Origin of the sequence: Rhodobacter flavimaris, from assembly GCF_021378075.1 — a bacterium.
In the GTDB taxonomy this organism is placed as follows: domain Bacteria; phylum Pseudomonadota; class Alphaproteobacteria; order Rhodobacterales; family Rhodobacteraceae; genus Rhodobacter; species Rhodobacter flavimaris.
Genome location: NZ_JAJUOS010000001.1, coordinates 117,521 through 134,180, shown reverse-complemented (window position 1 = coordinate 134,180; position 16,660 = coordinate 117,521). Strand labels below are relative to the sequence as shown.

At 64.2% G+C, this 16,660-nt stretch carries 17 protein-coding genes and 1 tRNA gene; 12 read left to right on the top strand and 6 right to left on the bottom strand.

All coding sequences use genetic code 11. The features are described from left to right. The first annotated feature begins 1 nt into the window (after position 1). The 6 genes from LZA78_RS00655 (at position 2) to LZA78_RS00630 (ending at position 4,393) form a co-directional block, all read left to right on the top strand. Positions 2-1,330: a GH1 family beta-glucosidase gene (locus LZA78_RS00655; RefSeq protein WP_233675028.1), complete on the top strand. Its 1,329-nt coding sequence runs from the start codon at positions 2-4 to the stop codon at positions 1,328-1,330. Then, positions 1,327-2,310 carry a glucokinase gene (locus tag LZA78_RS00650; protein WP_233675027.1) on the top strand — a complete coding sequence of 328 codons (984 nt, stop codon included), beginning with the start codon at positions 1,327-1,329 and terminating at the stop codon, positions 2,308-2,310. Before LZA78_RS00655 ends, LZA78_RS00650 begins: the two co-directional genes overlap by 4 nt. Before the next feature lie 119 nt (positions 2,311-2,429). Continuing rightward, entirely contained in the window at positions 2,430-2,690 is a 261-nt protein-coding gene (locus tag LZA78_RS00645; protein WP_233675026.1) for a hypothetical protein, read from the top strand. 119 nt (positions 2,691-2,809) lie between these two features. Continuing rightward, entirely contained in the window at positions 2,810-3,094 is a 285-nt protein-coding gene (locus LZA78_RS00640) for an ArsR/SmtB family transcription factor (protein ID WP_233675025.1), read from the top strand. Further along, the gene (locus tag LZA78_RS00635; RefSeq protein WP_233675024.1) at positions 3,091-4,146 is read left to right on the top strand and encodes a permease; all 1,056 of its coding nucleotides are present in this window, start codon (positions 3,091-3,093) and stop codon (positions 4,144-4,146) included. The genes LZA78_RS00640 and LZA78_RS00635 overlap by 4 nt, the downstream gene beginning before the upstream one ends. A 10-nt stretch (positions 4,147-4,156) precedes the next feature. Beyond that, on the top strand, positions 4,157-4,393 hold the full coding sequence (locus tag LZA78_RS00630) for a thioredoxin family protein (protein WP_233675023.1): 237 nt from the start codon (positions 4,157-4,159) through the stop codon (positions 4,391-4,393). A gap of 137 nt (positions 4,394-4,530) precedes the next feature. Here the strand turns inward: LZA78_RS00630 and LZA78_RS00625 are convergent, their stop codons facing one another. The 6 genes from LZA78_RS00625 to pdxH all read right to left on the bottom strand — a co-directional run bounded on the left by LZA78_RS00625 (position 4,531) and on the right by pdxH (position 10,952). After that, positions 4,531-4,746: a hypothetical protein gene (locus tag LZA78_RS00625; protein WP_233675022.1), complete on the bottom strand. Its 216-nt coding sequence runs from the start codon at positions 4,744-4,746 to the stop codon at positions 4,531-4,533. 149 nt (positions 4,747-4,895) lie between these two features. Next, positions 4,896-8,588 (bottom strand): vitamin B12-dependent ribonucleotide reductase, encoded by a 3,693-nt coding sequence (locus LZA78_RS00620; protein WP_233675021.1) that lies wholly within the window; start codon positions 8,586-8,588, stop codon positions 4,896-4,898. Positions 8,589-9,080: 492 nt separating this feature from the next. Next, a tRNA-Pro gene (locus LZA78_RS00615) sits at positions 9,081-9,157 on the bottom strand. Positions 9,158-9,198: 41 nt separating this feature from the next. Continuing rightward, positions 9,199-9,642, bottom strand: coding sequence for a DUF192 domain-containing protein (locus tag LZA78_RS00610; protein ID WP_233675020.1), 444 nt, complete (start codon positions 9,640-9,642; stop codon positions 9,199-9,201). 11 nt (positions 9,643-9,653) lie between these two features. Next, positions 9,654-10,190, bottom strand: a complete 537-nt coding sequence (locus LZA78_RS00605) for a cold-shock protein (protein WP_233675019.1) — start codon at positions 10,188-10,190, stop codon at positions 9,654-9,656. Between the two features lie 138 nt (positions 10,191-10,328). Next, complete coding sequence (pdxH, locus tag LZA78_RS00600; protein ID WP_233675018.1) at positions 10,329-10,952, bottom strand: pyridoxamine 5'-phosphate oxidase; 624 nt, start codon at positions 10,950-10,952, stop codon at positions 10,329-10,331. 120 nt (positions 10,953-11,072) lie between these two features. Between pdxH and fabI the strand changes: the two genes are divergently transcribed. The 6 genes from fabI (at position 11,073) to LZA78_RS00570 (ending at position 16,657) form a co-directional block, all read left to right on the top strand. Further along, a complete protein-coding gene (gene fabI, locus LZA78_RS00595; protein WP_233675017.1) occupies positions 11,073-11,894 on the top strand; it encodes an enoyl-ACP reductase FabI in 822 nt (273 codons plus the stop codon). A 3-nt stretch (positions 11,895-11,897) separates the two neighbouring features. Continuing rightward, positions 11,898-12,515: a LysE family translocator gene (locus LZA78_RS00590; RefSeq protein ID WP_233675016.1), complete on the top strand. Its 618-nt coding sequence runs from the start codon at positions 11,898-11,900 to the stop codon at positions 12,513-12,515. A gap of 9 nt (positions 12,516-12,524) precedes the next feature. After that, positions 12,525-13,031 carry a xanthine phosphoribosyltransferase gene (gene gpt / locus LZA78_RS00585; protein WP_233675015.1) on the top strand — a complete coding sequence of 169 codons (507 nt, stop codon included), beginning with the start codon at positions 12,525-12,527 and terminating at the stop codon, positions 13,029-13,031. Further along, on the top strand, positions 13,031-13,519 hold the full coding sequence (locus LZA78_RS00580; protein ID WP_233675014.1) for a DUF2127 domain-containing protein: 489 nt from the start codon (positions 13,031-13,033) through the stop codon (positions 13,517-13,519). Before gpt ends, LZA78_RS00580 begins: the two co-directional genes overlap by 1 nt. Before the next feature lie 37 nt (positions 13,520-13,556). Beyond that, positions 13,557-14,738: an aminotransferase gene (locus tag LZA78_RS00575; protein ID WP_233675013.1), complete on the top strand. Its 1,182-nt coding sequence runs from the start codon at positions 13,557-13,559 to the stop codon at positions 14,736-14,738. Positions 14,739-14,806: 68 nt separating this feature from the next. After that, positions 14,807-16,657 (top strand): peptidylprolyl isomerase, encoded by a 1,851-nt coding sequence (locus LZA78_RS00570; protein WP_233675012.1) that lies wholly within the window; start codon positions 14,807-14,809, stop codon positions 16,655-16,657. Positions 16,658-16,660: the final 3 nt, after the last annotated feature.

Sequence of the window (16,660 nt, the reverse complement as noted above, 5' to 3'; positions counted from 1 at the left end):
CATGCTGCCCGGGCGCTCAGAATTTCCATCCGATTTCCTGTTTGGTGTCGCGACTTCGTCCTACCAGATCGAGGGGCATTCCTTCGGCGGCGCGGGGCCAACGCATTGGGATAGCTTCGCCGCAACCCCGGGCAATGTGGTGCGCGCCGAAAACGGCGCCCGCGCCTGCGACCATTACCACCGCTGGCCCGAGGATCTGGACCTGATCGCTGGGGCTGGCTTTGACATCTATCGCTTCTCGACCTCCTGGGCGCGGATCATGCCCGAGGGGCGCGGCGCGGTGAATGACGAAGGGCTGGATTTCTACGACCGCCTCGTGGACGGGATGCAGGCGCGCGGGCTGAAACCGGCGCTGACGCTATATCACTGGGAACTGCCTGCCGCGCTGGCCGATCTCGGAGGCTGGCGCAATCGCGATATCGCGGGCTGGCTGGCGGATTTCACTGAAGTGGTCTGCCGCCGCCTTGGCGACCGCATCTGGTCCGCCGCTCCGATCAACGAGCCTTGGTGCGTCTCGTGGCTGAGCCATTTCGAGGGGCACCACGCCCCCGGCCTGCGCGACATCCGGGCAACCGCCCGCGCCATGCACCACGTCCTGCTGGCGCATGGCCGCGCGATCGAGGTGATGCGCGGCCTCGGCATGTCGAACCTGGGCGCGGTGTGCAACTTCGAATACGCGCATGCGGCCGATGGTTCAAAGGCCTCCATGATCGCCGCCAGACGCTACGACGCAATCTACAACCAGTTCTTCGCCTCGGGCCTGTTCAAGGGCTGCTACCCCGAGGCCGTGCTTGAGGGTCTTGGCCCCCATATGCCGAAGGGCTGGCAAGACGATTTCGGCGTGATCGGCGCGCCGCTCGACTGGTTCGGGATCAACTACTACACCTGTAAGCGCATCGCCGCCGCCGATACCCCCTGGCCCGCGCTGCAAGAGGTTCCCGGCCCCCTGCCAAAAACCGCCATGGGGTGGGAGATTTACCCCGACGGCCTGCATCATTTCCTGACCATGCTGGCGCGCGATTACACCGGGACACTGCCGCTTTACGTCACCGAGAATGGGCTGGCCGCGCCCGATCTGCTCATCGACGGGCGCATCGACGACCAGATGCGCATTGGCTATTTCCAAAGCCACCTGGCGGCCTGTCAGCGCGCCATCGCCGAAGGGGTGCCGCTGAAGGGCTACATCGCCTGGTCGCTGATGGACAATTACGAATGGGCGCTTGGCTATGAAAAACGCTTCGGCCTGGTCCATGTGGACTTCGAAACCTTGCAGCGCACCCCCAAGGCGTCTTATCACGCTTGGATGAAGGCACTGGAACCCCGCGCATGACCGATATGACCCCTGATCGCTACACGCTGCTGGCCGATATCGGCGGGACCAACACGCGCGTCGCGCTGGCCGAGGATGGACGCCTGCTGCCGCACACCATTGCGCGCTTCGCCAATGCCGGGCGCGCGTCCTTCTACCCGATCCTGAGCGAATACATGGCCAAGGAGGGGGTAAGCGACCTCGCGGGGGCCTGCATCGCCGTCGCCGGGCCAGTCTCGGCTGCTGGCGACAGTGCCGAGATGACGAACCTGTCCTGGGTGATCGAGGCCCACGAAGTCGCCCGCGTGACCGGCGCCGAGACGGTCGCCATCCTCAACGATCTTCAGGCGCAGGGCCATGCCCTGGGCCATCTACCCGAAGGCGCCACGCGCACCTTGATCGCGGGCGCCCCGGCCGAGGCCGGTGCAAGCCGCCTTGTCGTCGGTGTGGGCACAGGGTTCAACGCGGCCCCCGTGCACGAAGCGCCGGGCGGGCGCATCGTCGCCGCCTCCGAATGCGGCCACGCGGCCCTGCCCGTTCAGGACGCGCGCGACATGGCGCTGATGGAATTCGTTCACAGCGCGCATGGCTTTGCCGCGGTCGAGGATGTGCTCTCGGGTCGCGGGTTCGAGCGTGTCTATGCCTTCGTCACCTCCGAGGCCGGAGCCCGCGCCGACATTCCCGCCGCGCAGATCATGGCCGCGATGCAGGCGGGCGATCCGCTTGCACAGGCCACCGGGCAGCTTTTCGTGCGGATGCTGGGCATGGCGGTGGGCGATCTGGCGCTGATCCACCTGCCTTTCGGCGGGCTTTACCTTTGCGGCGGTGTCGCTCGCGCCTTCACCCCTTGGCTCGATCAGTTCGGCTTTGCCGAGGCGTTCCGGGCCAAGGGCCGCTTCTCTGTGCTGATGACCGAGTTTCCGGTGCATGTGATCGAGGATGACTACGCGGCGCTGACCGGCTGCGCGACTCATCTGCAGGCCCTGCGCGCCCGGAAATAGACATTCCGGGTGCGACTTTTCGCCCAAGCGCGTTTTGCCGCATAGCGCGAGGCCCCCTCGGAACCAATCTTTGCCCTATGGCCCGCACCACGGCGGGTCGTTCGAGCAAAGGAACAGCAATGAAATCAGGCAAGTTTACACGTCTCGCCTCGCTCACTCTTGGCGCGCTTCTTCTGGGCAGCGCCGCGATGGCCGGGCACAACAACCCTTGGGCGACCGAGGATGACACCATCCTGAGCCAATATCACGAGGAAAACCTGACCCAGAGCGTCGACACGCCCGGCGAGGATGAGATGCTTGGCGTGATGGTTCAAAACGCGCGCGGCAAGCTTGAGGACGACCTCGGCCAACAGCGCCAATCCGGAAGCGGGCGCCACTGAGCCTGCGGAACGGCTGAAACCCGCCCCCTCCGGGCGGGTTTTCTGATTGAAGGGTGCGACGTCGCGTCATCTCGCTTTTTTGCTTATGCGCATATACGCATGCAGCAAAGGAGACGGCGATGATCCAGTTCCTGACAGCCTTGGCCGAGCCCACGCGCCTCGCGGCGCTGCAAATCCTGTGGGATCATGGCGAGCACTGCGCCTGTGAGTTGATGGAGCGCCTTGGCGCCACGCAAAGCCGGGTCTCGCGCCATATGCAGGTGCTCAAGCAGGCCGGGTTGATCACCGACCGGCGAGACGCGCAATGGGTGCGTTACCAGATCAACCCCGATTTGCCCCCCGAGTTGCACAACGCGCTTTCCGCCATTCTGGCGGCGGCGCAGCCGGAAAGGAGTGCGGCATGAGCGTTCTTTCCCACGACACCCCGCGAAAACCCCCGTCCGCCTGGGGCTGGAGCGTCGCCGTTCTGGCCGTAGCCGCCCTTTGGTGGGCGCTTTATCGCCAGCTTCCGGCCCTGTCCGAGGCGCTGGTCGCGCGCCTGCCCGTGGAACGCCACAGCCACCTAGGCGAGGCGCTGGCCTTCTTCTTCTACGACGTGCCCAAGGTGATGATGCTGCTCGCGCTGATCGTCTTTGCGATGGGCGTGGTGCGCAGCTTCTTCAGCCCGGAGAAAACCCGCGCCGCGCTGGCGGGCAAGCGCGAGGGGCTGGCCAATGTGACGGCGGCGGGCCTTGGGGTGCTGACGCCGTTTTGTTCGTGCTCGGCCGTGCCGCTGTTCATCGGCTTTGTCTCGGCCGGTATCCCGCTTGGGGTGACGTTCTCTTTCCTGATCGCCGCGCCCATGGTGAACGAGGTCGCGCTAATCCTTCTGATCGGGCTTGTCGGCTGGAACGTGGCGCTGATCTACCTCGGCTTTGGGCTGGCGATTGCCATCGTCGCGGGCTGGGTGATCGGGCGTTTGCACCTTGAGGGCTGGTTGCAGGACTGGGTGCGCGACATCCACGCCGGCGCAACCGACCCGGTCGAGGATGAGGCCCTCACCCTGCCCGACCGCTACCGGCGCGGGCTGGACTCGGTGCGCGAGATTTTCGGCAAGGTCTGGATATGGATCATCCTCGGCATCGGAATGGGCGCGCTGATCCATGGCTATGTCCCCGAGGATCTGATGGCCCGCGTGATGGGCAGCGGCGCCTGGTGGTCGGTGCCCGCAGCCGTGCTGATGGGCGTGCCGATGTATACGAACGCCGCCGGGGTCATCCCCATCGTCGAGGCCCTTCTGGGCAAGGGCGCGGCGCTTGGCACGGTTCTGGCCTTCATGATGTCGGTCATCGCACTCAGCCTGCCCGAGATGATCATCCTCAAGCAGGTTCTGAAATTGCGCCTGATCGCCGTGTTCATCGGCATCGTCGCCAGCGGCATCCTCGCGGTCGGTTTTCTATTTAACGCCCTGTTCTAAGGAGGGAAAAATGAAGGATATCAAGGTTTACGGCCCCGGCTGCAAACGCTGCGCCACCACCGAAGAGATGGTCCGTGCGGCTGCCGCGAAACTGGGTATCAAGGTCAGCGTCGAGAAGGTCTCCGACATCGCCGCCATTGCCCGAGCGGGTGTCATGTCCACCCCCGGCATCAGCATCGACGGCAAGCTCGTGCACGCCGGTGGCCTGCCCGATCCGGCCAAGCTGGAGGGCTGGCTCTCGGCCTGATCCGCTAATAAATTGGCCCCCTCTGTGTCAGAGGGGGCCAGTTTCGTCGATCAGGCTCTTTGGTTCACCGCCCGAGGTGTATCATGGTTTTGCCTGGGCCTTCTCGACGTCTGGGGCGAGCGCACCCGCCCCCGAGCTCAGTTCAGTCGCACCGCCTGCGCGGCGCTGAGGAAAGTCACAGTGGTTGCCGCGCCGTGCATACGGATGTCGGCCACGTCCATCGGGCAGCGGTCCAGATCGCCGCCCAGAACCTCGATCGAGACGCCGCCGCCGAAGGTGGCATCCAGCACCGAGGTCAGCGCCTCGCCTGCCAGCTCCGCCTCGATCCCGCCCGCGATGCGCCGCGTGGCCATGGGGACAATCCGCTTACTTCCGACGATCAGCTCCACCGAGCACTTCCTTCTATTCACAGGCCCATCGAGATTTGCGATGCGCCGATCTCTTATCGGGGCATTACCCCGCCGTTTCGTCGGGGCCCCGGCCGAACCGGAGCCCCTACCCCTTAGGAGCAACCGCTGGTCGCCCCGCAGGTGTTGCATTTCATGCAGGTGCCGTTGCGCACGAGCGTGTAGTTGCCGCACTCGCCGCAGGGGTCGCCCTCATAGCCCTGCATCTTGGCCTTGGTGCGCGCATCCATGCTGACCACGCCCGAGGAGATCGCGGTCGATGCCGAGGCGCCCACCGCCATCGCCGTTTCCGGCACCAGCGTGTTCAGCGCGGCCACCGGATCGGTCGCACCGGCAAATGCCGTCGCACCTGCGCCACCGCCTTGCAGCACGATCAGCTCTTGCGGCAGGCGCTTGCGCAGATAGCCCGTCGAGGAGATCTGGCGCAGCACCTCAAGCGATTTCGATGCCGCTGTCTCGCTCACCGGCTCGACGTTGCGCTTGCCCTCGCCGACACCGCCGCCCAGATCGTCGAACGCGGTGCCCTGCGGCTTGATATGCGCAAGGTCGGTGCGGTCGAGATAGGACACGGCCAGTTCACGGAACACGTAGTCAAGGATCGAGGTCGCGTTCTTGATCGAGTCGTTGCCCTGCACCATGCCCGCGGGCTCGAACTTGGTGAAGGTGAAGGCGTCGACGAACTCTTCCAGAGGCACGCCGTATTGCAGGCCCACCGAAACGGCGATCGCGAAGTTGTTCATCATCGCACGGAAGCCAGCGCCTTCCTTGTGCATGTCGATGAAGATCTCGCCAAGCTGACCGTCCTGATATTCACCCGTGCGCAGGTAGACCTTGTGGCCCCCGACGACTGCCTTCTGCGTGTAGCCCTTGCGGCGCTCGGGCAGCTTTTCGCGGTGCGAGCGGACGATCTCCTTGACTACGACCTTCTCGATGATCTTCTCGGCCAGCGTCACGGCTTTTTCCTGCTGCGAACCGTTGGCCAGGATTTCCTCGGCCTCGTCATCATCCTCGACCAGCGCGGACGCCAGCGGCTGCGACAGCTTCGAGCCGTCGCGGTAGAGCGCGTTGGCCTTGATGCCAAGCGACCAGCTTAGCTCATAGGCGGCCTTAACGTCCTCGATTGAGGCCGAGTTCGGCATGTTGATCGTCTTCGAGATCGCACCCGAGATGAAGGACTGCGCAGCGGCCATCATGCGGATGTGGCTTTCGACCGACAGGTAGCGCTTGCCCTTCTTGCCGCAGGCATTGGCGCAATCGAAGACGGCGTAATGCTCGGCGCGCAGGAAGGGCGCGCCTTCCAGCGTCATCGTCCCGCAAACGTGGTCATTCGCGGCCTCGATCTGTGCGCGGGTGAAGCCCAGGTGACGCAGCAGATCAAAGGTCGGGTCGTTCAACTTCTCGGCGGGGATGCCTAGGGTCTTGGTGCAGAAGTCCTCGCCCAAGGTCCACTGGTTGAACACGAAGCGGATGTCAAAGGCCGAAGGCAGCGCTGCCTCGATCTTCTCGATCTCACGCGCGCCGAAGCCGTGGCCGATCAGCGCGGTGTGGTTGATGCCCGCGCAGTTGCCAAGCGTGCCGTGGCCGACCGCATAGGCGATGATCTCTTCGATCTGTGACGAGGAGTAGCCGAGCTTTTCCAGCGCCGCCGGGACCGAACGGTTGATGATCTTGAAGTAACCGCCGCCGGCGAGCTTCTTGAACTTGACCAGCGCGAAATCGGGCTCGATCCCGGTGGTGTCGCAATCCATCACGAGGCCGATGGTGCCGGTCGGTGCGATGACCGAGACCTGCGCGTTGCGGTAGCCATGGGCTTCGCCCAGAACCAGCGCCTCGTCCCAGGCGTTGCGCGCCAGCGCAATCAGCGACTGATCGGGGCAGCTTGCGGCGTCAAGAGGAACCGGCTGAACCTCAAGCGCCTCATAGCCCGCGGCCTTGCTATAGGCGGCGGCGCGGTGGTTGCGGATCACGCGCAGCATGTGCTGGGCGTTCTTGGCATAGCCCGGGAAAGCGCCGAGTTCTGCCGCCATCTCGGCCGAGGTCGCGTAGCTTACGCCGGTCATCAGCGCGGTCAGCGCACCGCACAGCGCCCTGCCCTCGTCCGAGTCATAGCCAAAGCCCATGTTCATCAGCAGCCCGCCGATGTTGGCGTAGCCCAGACCAAGCGTGCGGAAGTCATAGGAGCGCTGCGCGATCTCCTGGCTCGGGAACTGCGCCATCAGCACCGAGATTTCCAGCGTCACGGTCCACAGGCGCGTGGCGTGGATATAGGCCTCGGCGTCAAACGCGCCGTCCTTGTAGAAGGTCAGCAGGTTCATCGAGGCCAGGTTGCAGGCCGTGTCGTCCAGGAACATATATTCCGAGCACGGGTTCGAGCCGCGGATCTCGCCATCCTCGGGGCAGGTGTGCCATTCGTTGACGGTGTCATGGAACTGGATGCCCGGATCGGCGCAGGCCCAGGCGGCGTGACCAACCTGATCCCACAACTCGCGCGCCTTCACGGTCTTGGAGACCTTGCCATCGGTGCGGCGCACCAGTTCCCAATCGGCGTCATCCTTGACCGCCTTCAGGAAGGCATTGGTCACGCGCACCGAGTTGTTCGAGTTCTGGCCCGAGACCGAGATATAGGCCTCCGAATCCCAGTCGGTGTCATAGGTCGGGAATTCGATCGAGGCATAACCCTGCCGCGCGTACTGCAGCACGCGGTTGACATAGGTTTCCGGGATCAGCGCGCGCTTGGCCGACTTGATCGCCGCCTTCAGCGCCTCGTTCTTGGCAGGATCGTAGGCATCGGCCTCGGCCCCGTCCCACAGACCGATCGCCTCGAAGATCTTGTTCAGCTCACGCTCGTGCATCTTCGAGCCGGCCACCAGCGAGGCGACCTTCTGCTCTTCGATGACCTTCCAGTTGATGAAGCTCTCGATATCGGGGTGATCCATGTCGCAGATCACCATCTTGGCCGCGCGGCGCGTGGTGCCGCCCGACTTGATCGCGCCCGCCGCGCGGTCGCCGATCTTCAGGAACCCCATCAGGCCCGAGGACTTGCCGCCGCCCGAGAGCTTCTCGCCCTCGCCGCGCAGGCTCGAGAAGTTGGTGCCGGTGCCCGAGCCGTATTTGAACAGGCGTGCCTCGCGGACCCAGAGGTCCATGATGCCGCCCTCGCCCACCAGGTCGTCCTTGACGGACTGGATGAAGCAGGCATGGGGCTGCGGGTGCTCATAGGCCGAGGCGGACTTGGTCAGCTTGCCGGTCTCGTGATCGACGTAGAAATGGCCCTGCGACGGGCCGTCGATGCCATAGGCCCAGTGCAGGCCGGTGTTGAACCACTGCGGGCTGTTCGGCGCGGCCATCTGCTCGGCCAGCATGTAGCGCATCTCATCGTAATAGGCGCGGGCGTCTTCCTCGGTCGAGAAATAGCCGCCCTTCCAGCCCCAGTAGGTCCAGGCGCCGGCGAGACGGTCGAAGACCTGCTTGGCCGAGGTCTCGCCCACGATGCGCTGATCTTCGGGCAGCTTTTCAAGTGCGGCGGTGTCGGGAACCGAGCGCCACAGGAACTCGGGCACGCCCTTTTCCTTGATCTTCTTCAGCGTCGCCGGAACGCCCGCCTTGCGGAAGTATTTCTGGGCCAGAACATCCGAGGCAACCTGCGACCAGCCCTCGGGAACCTCGACGTGTTCATTACGGAACACGATCTTGCCGTCGGGGTTACGAATCTCCGATGCGGTCGTCGTGAAAGCGATCTCGCCATAGGCGCCGGTTTCTGCTGCCGTGAACTTGCGTTCGATCTTCATCTGCCCTGTCCCATACCCTTTTTAAAATCCGTGCTGCCCGTGGAGCAGCCAAGACTTCCCCGCCCCTCTGCCGACGCAGAGAGTTGGCCCGACCGCACCCGATCGACCTGAAAGTGAGGATTCTGTCCCGCCCGCCGCCGCCACTATATCTGGTGGCTTTACGACCCGCTCACACAAACTGACGTAGCGCGTCGGGGCGGTCAACAAAACTTTCCTTCCCTAGAAGGCGATTTTTCAGTTGACGTGTTTCCGCGCAAGAGCCCCAAAAAGGCGATTTTGATTCATCCACAGGGGTCAGAAAGATGCCGCACCGCAGCAAGTCCACGGATTCCCTTGTTTCACGCGCTATTGCGGCGCAGAAATGACAATCTGGATAAACTTCATCCACAACACACAATATCTTGTGGATAGAGCGAAAATTGTGGCCTGAGGATCACGCCTCCGGCGCCGAAGCTGCCTAGATGACCAAATTTTGCGCATTTTCAGTGGAAATGGTCGGGGCGAGAGGATTCGAACCTCCGACCTACGGTACCCAAAACCGTCGCGCTACCAGACTGCGCTACGCCCCGACGCGCTCTTCCTAACCGCACATGCGCCCGAGGGAAAGGGGCTAGTCGCAGCGCCAGGACGCTAGTGACTGATCCAGCGCGGGGTGTGCCAGTTCGGCCCCCGGCACGATGCCAATTCGCGTGGCCAGCCCGCCGTTGATCTCAAGCACCATCCGAACGGGAAGTTTCGAAGGAATCGGCGTCTCGTCATGCGGCTTGGCATTGGCATGGACCGAGACCACCCGCCCCGATGCGTCGATGAAGATCATGTCGAGCGGAATGAGCGTGTTGCGCATCCAGAAGGCAACCTCGTGCTCTGCCTCATAGACAAAGAGCATTCCTGCCCCGGCAGCCATTTTCGTGCGGCCCATCAGGCCCTGCGCGCGTTCTTCCGCATCATCGGCGATCTCAACGGAAAAGCGCGCCTCGCGCCCGTCGGGCAGACGGAACAGGGCGACATCCTCGCGGCAAGGCGCGGCCAAAGCCGTACCGACCGAGGCCAGCAAGATAAGCGCCCCTAGCGCCCCTGACGCAATGCGGCTTCCCACGACACCACCTGAGCCGCCATGCGGCCACGCTTGCCTTCGATCACGCGCAGGCAAATCGCCTCGCCCGGCGCCAGATCGGAAAAGCCCGAACGGCGAAGGACCTCGATATGCACGAATACATCCTCGGGGCGCCCGAAGACGTTCGCAAACCCGAATCCCTTTACCTTATCGAACCACTTCACCCGCGCGGGTTCCAGCGGCAGCGCCGCGATCTCGGCGGGATCGGTCTCGCCCAGATCCTCGATCGGCGCGGGTTTCTCTTCGCCCTCTGGGGGTTCGATCTCCAGCACCTCGACCGCCTGCGCCCCGCGCGGCGTCGCCTGCACCAGCACCCGAATCCCCGCGTTATCGGCAACCGAGCCCTGACCGAAGTTCCGCAGCACATTGGCATGAAGCAGAATGTCCGGCCCCCCTTCGGAGTCCAGAATGAAGCCAAATCCTTTGACAGGGTCGAACCATTTCACCTTGCCGGTGACTTCCTTGGTTTCGATATGCTGTTCGTTCATTCCAGTGATCCGCTTCCGGCTTTGCGCCTTGTTATGTGTCTGGACAGGTCAGGTCTGCCAACTCTCACACGACATACGCCGGTTTCAAGCAAAAAAACTTAGAATTGCTATCGCCTGTCATTTCACGAAGCGCGAAATTCAGGGGTTCAAACGCAGGATTTCCCAAGCAGAATGCGGGTCCGGACGGCGCCAGCGGAACCTGTCGTGCAGACGAAATGCACCATCGGCCCAGAACTCGATCTCTAGCGGAGTGATGCGAATACCTCCCCAAAACGGGGGACGCTTGGGGTTCGTGCCATGCGCGGCAGTAACCTTGGCGACCTCGGCCATCAGCGCCGTGCGCGAACTGAGCGGCTGGCTTTGATGCGAGGCCCAGGCCCCGAGCCGCGACTTGAGCGAACGCGATGCATAATACTCGTCGGCCTGCGACCCCTCCTCGCGCGAGGTCAGGCCGCGCACCCGGATCTGACGTCGCAGGCTTTTCCAATGCATCACGAAGGCGGCCTTGCCCGCCTGCTCGATCTCGACACCTTTGGCCGAGGTGTAGTTCGTATAGAAGACGAATGCGCCGCCCGAGGGCGCGCTCTGCGCTTCGATCTCTTTCAGCAAGACCATGCGCACATTGGGCAACCCCTCGGCGTCAACGCTGGCCAAGGCGATCGCGTTGGGATCGTTGATCTCGCTCTCTTCGGCCTCGCTCAGCCAGGCTTGCGCGATGACAAAGGGGTCTTCCCCCGCGAAAATTCCCGATCTGTCACTCATGACACCCCCGCTTCCGTAACGTTATCATGATAGCGCCCCTCGGCCTTGTCGGCCTTGATGCGTCTCAAGCTTTCGCCTAATGCTGGCGCACTTACCAGAGGGAAGCGAGGGAAACCCGAGATGTCGAACAACCTGATGGCGGGCAAGCGCGGCCTTATCATGGGCCTTGCCAACGATAAATCCATCGCCTGGGGTATCGCCAAGGCCTGCGCCGATGCGGGCGCCGAGTTGGCTTTCTCCTATCAGGGCGAAGCGCTGAAGAAACGGGTGGAGCCGCTGGCCGCCTCGCTCGGCACGCCCCTGCTTTTTGAATGCGACGTGGCCGACGAGGCCAGCATGGATGCCCTGTTCGAGGGGTTGAAGGAAACCTGGGGCACGATCGACTTCGTCGTCCACGCGATCGGCTTCTCGGACAAGAACGAGCTGCGCGGCCGTTATGTCGATACCTCGCGCGCCAATTTCGGCATGACGATGGACATCTCGGTCTATTCGTTCACCGCTGTCTGCGCCCGCGCCTCGGCGCTGATGCCCAATGGCGGCTCGCTGCTGACGCTGACCTATTACGGCGCCGAGCAGGTCATGCCGCATTATAACGTGATGGGCGTGGCCAAGGCGGCGCTGGAGGCCTCGGTCAAGTATATCGCCGAAGACCTCGGCAAGGTCGGTATCCGCTGCAATGCGATCTCGGCCGGTCCGATCAAGACGCTGGCCGCCTCGGGCATCGGCGATTTCCGCTACATCATGAAGTGGAACGAGCTGAACTCGCCCCTTCGCCGCAACGTGACGCAGGAAGAGGTCGGCAAGGCCGCGCTTTACCTGCTGTCGGATCTGGGCTCGGGCACCACGGGCGAGAACCTGCACGTGGACGCGGGCTATCATGTCGTCGGCATGAAGGCGGTGGATGCGCCCGATATCGACGTCGTCACGGGCCGTAAGGACTGAATCATGACGCTGGCCGCATTTGTCGCGATCTATTTCGTGCACCTCGCGGCGGCGATCTCGCCCGGGCCGGCGGTTCTGCTGGCGGCCCGGACCGGCCTGCGCGAGGGTTTCGCGCGCGGCTCCTGGCTGGCGGTGGGCATCGGCCTTGGCGCCTGCATCTGGGTCTGTGCCGCGCTGTTCGGCCTTGCGATCCTGTTCCGCGTGGCCCCGGCCCTGCTGACCGCGCTGAAATTCGCGGGCGCGGCCTATCTGATCTATCTGGCCTACAAGATGTGGCGCCACGCGCCCGAGCCGATGGACGATCGAATGGCCGAAGTGGTCTCTAGCCGCTCGAACCTTGGCCTTGTCTGGCAAGGGATCGCGACGCAACTGGCCAACCCCAAGCCCGCCGTCTTCTTCGGCACGATCTTCCTGACCTTCGTTCCGCCGGATGCGCCGATCTGGGCCTATGCCCTGATCCTGCTGATCATTTTCGTGAATGACGCGGGCTGGAACGTGATCGTTGCGCGTATCTTCTCGCTTGAGCGGACGCGGCGCGGCTATCTGAACCTGAAAACCACGATCGACCGGATCTTCGGGGGCCTTCTGGCGGCCCTCGGACTCAAGCTTGCTCTGACGTAAGAGGCTGCCATGAACGACCGTTTGCCGCATGAAAAAGGCTTTCATGTAAGCTGGGACCAGCTGCACCGCGATGCGCGCGCGCTGGCATGGCGGCTTGATGGCAAGGGCCCGGATGCGGGCGCATGGAAGGCGGTCGTCGGCATCACCCGCGGCGGGCTGGTTCCGGCCGCCATCGTCGCACGGGAACTCGACATCCGCGTGGTCGATACGATCTCGGTCAAAAGCTACAGCCACCAGACGCAGCGCGAACCGGTCGTGACCAAATCGCCGCAGGCGGATCTGATGGGCGATGGCGAGGGCATCCTGATCGTTGATGACCTCGTCGACTCGGGCCGCACGCTGGAGCTGGTGCGCCGCCTCTATCCCAAGGCGCATTTCGCCACCGTCTACGCCAAGCCCAAGGGCCGCGAGCAGGTGGACACCTTCATCACCGAGGTGAGCCAGGACACCTGGATCTTCTTCCCCTGGGACATGGCGCTGCAATACGTCCAGCCCTATCGCGGCACCGATTCCTGATGCGTGCCCGGGTCGGTGCCTTCCTGCACTGGCTCTTTGAGGCGAGCCTGCTGGCCAAAGGGCTGTTTGCCCTGACCGAGACGCTCTCAGGCGTGGTTCTGCTGGTGCTGCGCGATGGGTATCTGGTGGAACTGGCGCAGCGCGTGACGCTGCATGAACTCAGCGAAGACCCGCGCGACGTGGTGGCCAATGCGCTCTTGCATGGGGCGCAGTCGCTCTCGGTTGAAACGCAAAGCTTCTATGGCATCTACCTGCTCTCGCATGGCGGGCTGAAGCTGGCGGCAATTGTGCTGCTGATGCGCGGCATCCTCTGGGCCTACCCGGCGGCGATCGCGCTGCTTGGCGCCTTCATCGCCTACCAGCTTTACCTCTGGAGCCTGCATCACGACCCGATGATGCTGGCGCTGACCGCGCTCGATCTCTTGGTGATCGCGCTGACATGGCGCGAGTGGCGTGTGCGTCGGGGGCTTTCCTTCGGCGGGCGCTGACCCTAGGCTCGGGCCCGAGTCCCCTCGGAGCCGCATCATGACCCTCTTCCCGCTCAACCCCGCGCTGGCCGCGACCTTCCCGCCCCCGGTGATGGAGGCGCGGCGCTGGCTTGACGGGATGGTCTTCCCGCCCGAGCGCCCGCTGATCAACGTGAGCCAGGCCGCGCCCGTCGATCCGCCGCCCGAGCCGCTGCGTCAGGCCATTGCCGAGGCGGCGCTCACGAACCCCGCCGCGCATCTCTATGGCCCGGTTCTGGGCCTCGACGATCTGCGGCTGGAACTGGCGCATCAGTGGTCCGAGGCCTATGGCGGCACGATCCACCGCCGTCAGGTCGCAATCACCCAGGGCTGCAATCAGGCCTTCTGCGCGGTGATGGCAACCCTGGCCGGTCCGGGGGATGAAGTTCTTCTTCCAACTCCTTGGTATTTCAACCACAAAATGTGGCTCGACATGAGCTCGGTGAATGCCGTGCCGCTTGCGACTGGCGCCGATCTGCTGCCTGACCCGGAACATGCCGCGGCGCTGATCACGCCGCGCACACGGGCGATTGTTCTGGTCACGCCGAACAATCCCGGTGGGGTCGAGTATCCCGCCTCGCTCGTGCGCGCCTTCTACGAGCTGGCGCAGGCGCGCGGCCTTGCGCTGATCCTTGATGAGACCTACCGCGATTTTGACGCCCGCAGCGGCGCGCCGCATGACCTCTTTGCTGACCCGGACTGGGACGACCGGCTGATCCACCTCTACAGCTTCTCGAAGGCCTATCGCCTGACCGGCCACCGTGTCGGCGCCATCGTCGCCTCCGAAAGCCGTCTGGCCGAGGTCGAGAAATTCCTCGACACGGTCGCGATCTGCCCCAACCAGCTTGGCCAGATCGCGGCGCTCTGGGGGATGCGCAACCTGCGGCAGTGGGTGGCGGGCGAGCGCGCCGAGATCTTGGCGCGGCGCAAGGCGATGACCGAGGGGCTGGCCACCCTGCCCGGCTGGCGCACGCTTGGCTGCGGGGCCTATTTTGCCTATGTCGAGCATCCCTCGCCCCTGCCCTCGCCCGATTTCGCGCGGCGGCTGGTGAAAGAGGCGGGCGTGCTGCTGCTGCCCGGCACGATGTTCATGCCCGCCGAAGACCTGGCCGGGCAACGCCAGTTGCGCATCGCTTTCGCCAATGTGGATGCCGCCGGGATCGCGCAATTGATGGAACGGCTGGCCCAAGCGACGCCCTGAGCCTTGCGGCCCTTACCGCAAAGCCCTAAACACCCCAAAACGACCGGAAATGAGCGGGAGGACGCCCCATGTCGAACAAGCTGCGTAGCCATGGCAAGAGCGTGGTTGTCTGGGTGCTGCTGGCGATGCTGGTACTGGGGCTTGGCGGCTTCGGCATGACCAACTTCGGCGGGCGCACGACCGCGATCGGCTCGGTCGGCGAAACCGAGATTTCGGTCAACGATTACGCCCGCGCGCTGCGCGACGAGATGAACGCCGCCACCGCGCAGATCGGCCGCCCCTTCACCATCGCCGAAGCCAAGCAGATGGGTCTCGACCGTCAGGTGCAGGGCCGCATGTTCGGTCAGGCCGCCGTCAGCGAAGCCGCGCGCCAGATCGGCCTCTCGGTTGGCGACGCCGAGATTCACCGCCAGATCACCCAAGCCCGCGCCTTCCAAGGCCTTGACGGCAAGTTCGACCGCGAGACCTACCGCCTCGCGCTGCGCCAAGAGGGCTATACCGAGGTACAATTCGAAGAGCGTCTGCGCGCCGATGCCGCGCGCTCGATCATGCAGGCGGCGGTGGCTGCGGGCGTGAAGGCGCCTGCGGGCGTGGTGGATGCCTATGCAACCTACCTGACCGAGGAGCGCACGATTTCTTATGCCGAAATCACTGGCGCTGACCTGACCGAAACCGTTCCCGAGCCGACCGAAGAGATGCTCACCGCTTGGCATCAGGACCACGCGGGCGATTTCACCCGCCCCGAGCTGCGCGAGATCAGCTATGTCTGGCTGTCGCCCGAGATGATGGCCGACAAGGTCACGCTCGACGAGGCCGCCCTGCAAGCCGCCTATGAGGCACGCAAGGACGACTATGTGCAGCCCGAAAAGCGCATGGTCGAAAAGCTGGTTTACCCGACCACCGAAGAGGCCGCAGCCGCCAAGGCGCGCCTTGACGCGGGCGAAGTCAGCTTTGCCGATCTCGCGGCCGAGCGCGGCCTGACGCTGGATGACATCGACCTGGGCGAACCCTCTCAAGGTGACCTTGGTGCCGCAGGCGAGGCCGTTTTCGCGCTGGAAACGCCCGGCGTCGTCGGCCCGATCGACACCGACCTTGGCCCCGCGCTCTTCTCGATGAACGCAATCATCGCCGAGCAGAACACCACCTTCGAGGAAGCGCGCGAGGAACTTTCGGCCGAGGCGCGCATGGACCGCGCCCGCCGTTTGATCGACGATGCGCGCGCCGATCTGGAAGACCGTCTGGCCGGTGGCGCAACGCTTGAGCAAATGGCTGATGAGACCGACATGGAACTGGGTCATATCTCGCTGGCGCCCAATACTGATGAGGGCCTCGCGGGTTATGAGGCCTTCCGCGATGCTGCAGCGGCTGTGACGGCCGAGGATTTCCCGGAACTGGGTTCGCTGGACGATGGCGGCGTGTTCGCACTGCGCCTTGATGGCATCACCCCGCCCGCGCTGATCCCCTTCGATGAGGTACGCGATCAGGTGGAAGCAAGCTGGCGCGCGGCCGAGACCGCCAAGCTCAAGTTGGCCCGTGCCGAAGCCATCAAGGCAGCCATCGAGGGCGGCGCCACGCTTGGCTCGCAAGGCGTGCTGGTCAGCACCGTCGGCGCGCTCCAGCGTTCGAGCTTCCTTGAGAACCTGCCCGCGACCCTCGTTGACACCGCGTTCGACACCGCGCCCGGCAAGGCCGCGATCGTCGAGGGTGACGGCAAGGTCGTCGTGGTGCAGGTCGAAGGCGTGAACGCCGCCGACGGCGCCTCGGAAGACGTCGCGCAGATGCGTCAGTTGCTTGAAACGCGGCTTGCGCAGTCGGTCGCGAATGACCTGCTGGACTTTTACGCGCGCGCCGCGCAGGCCGAGGCCGGCATGACGATCGACAGCACCGCGATCAACGCGGTGCAGGCCCAGATGCAGTAAGGA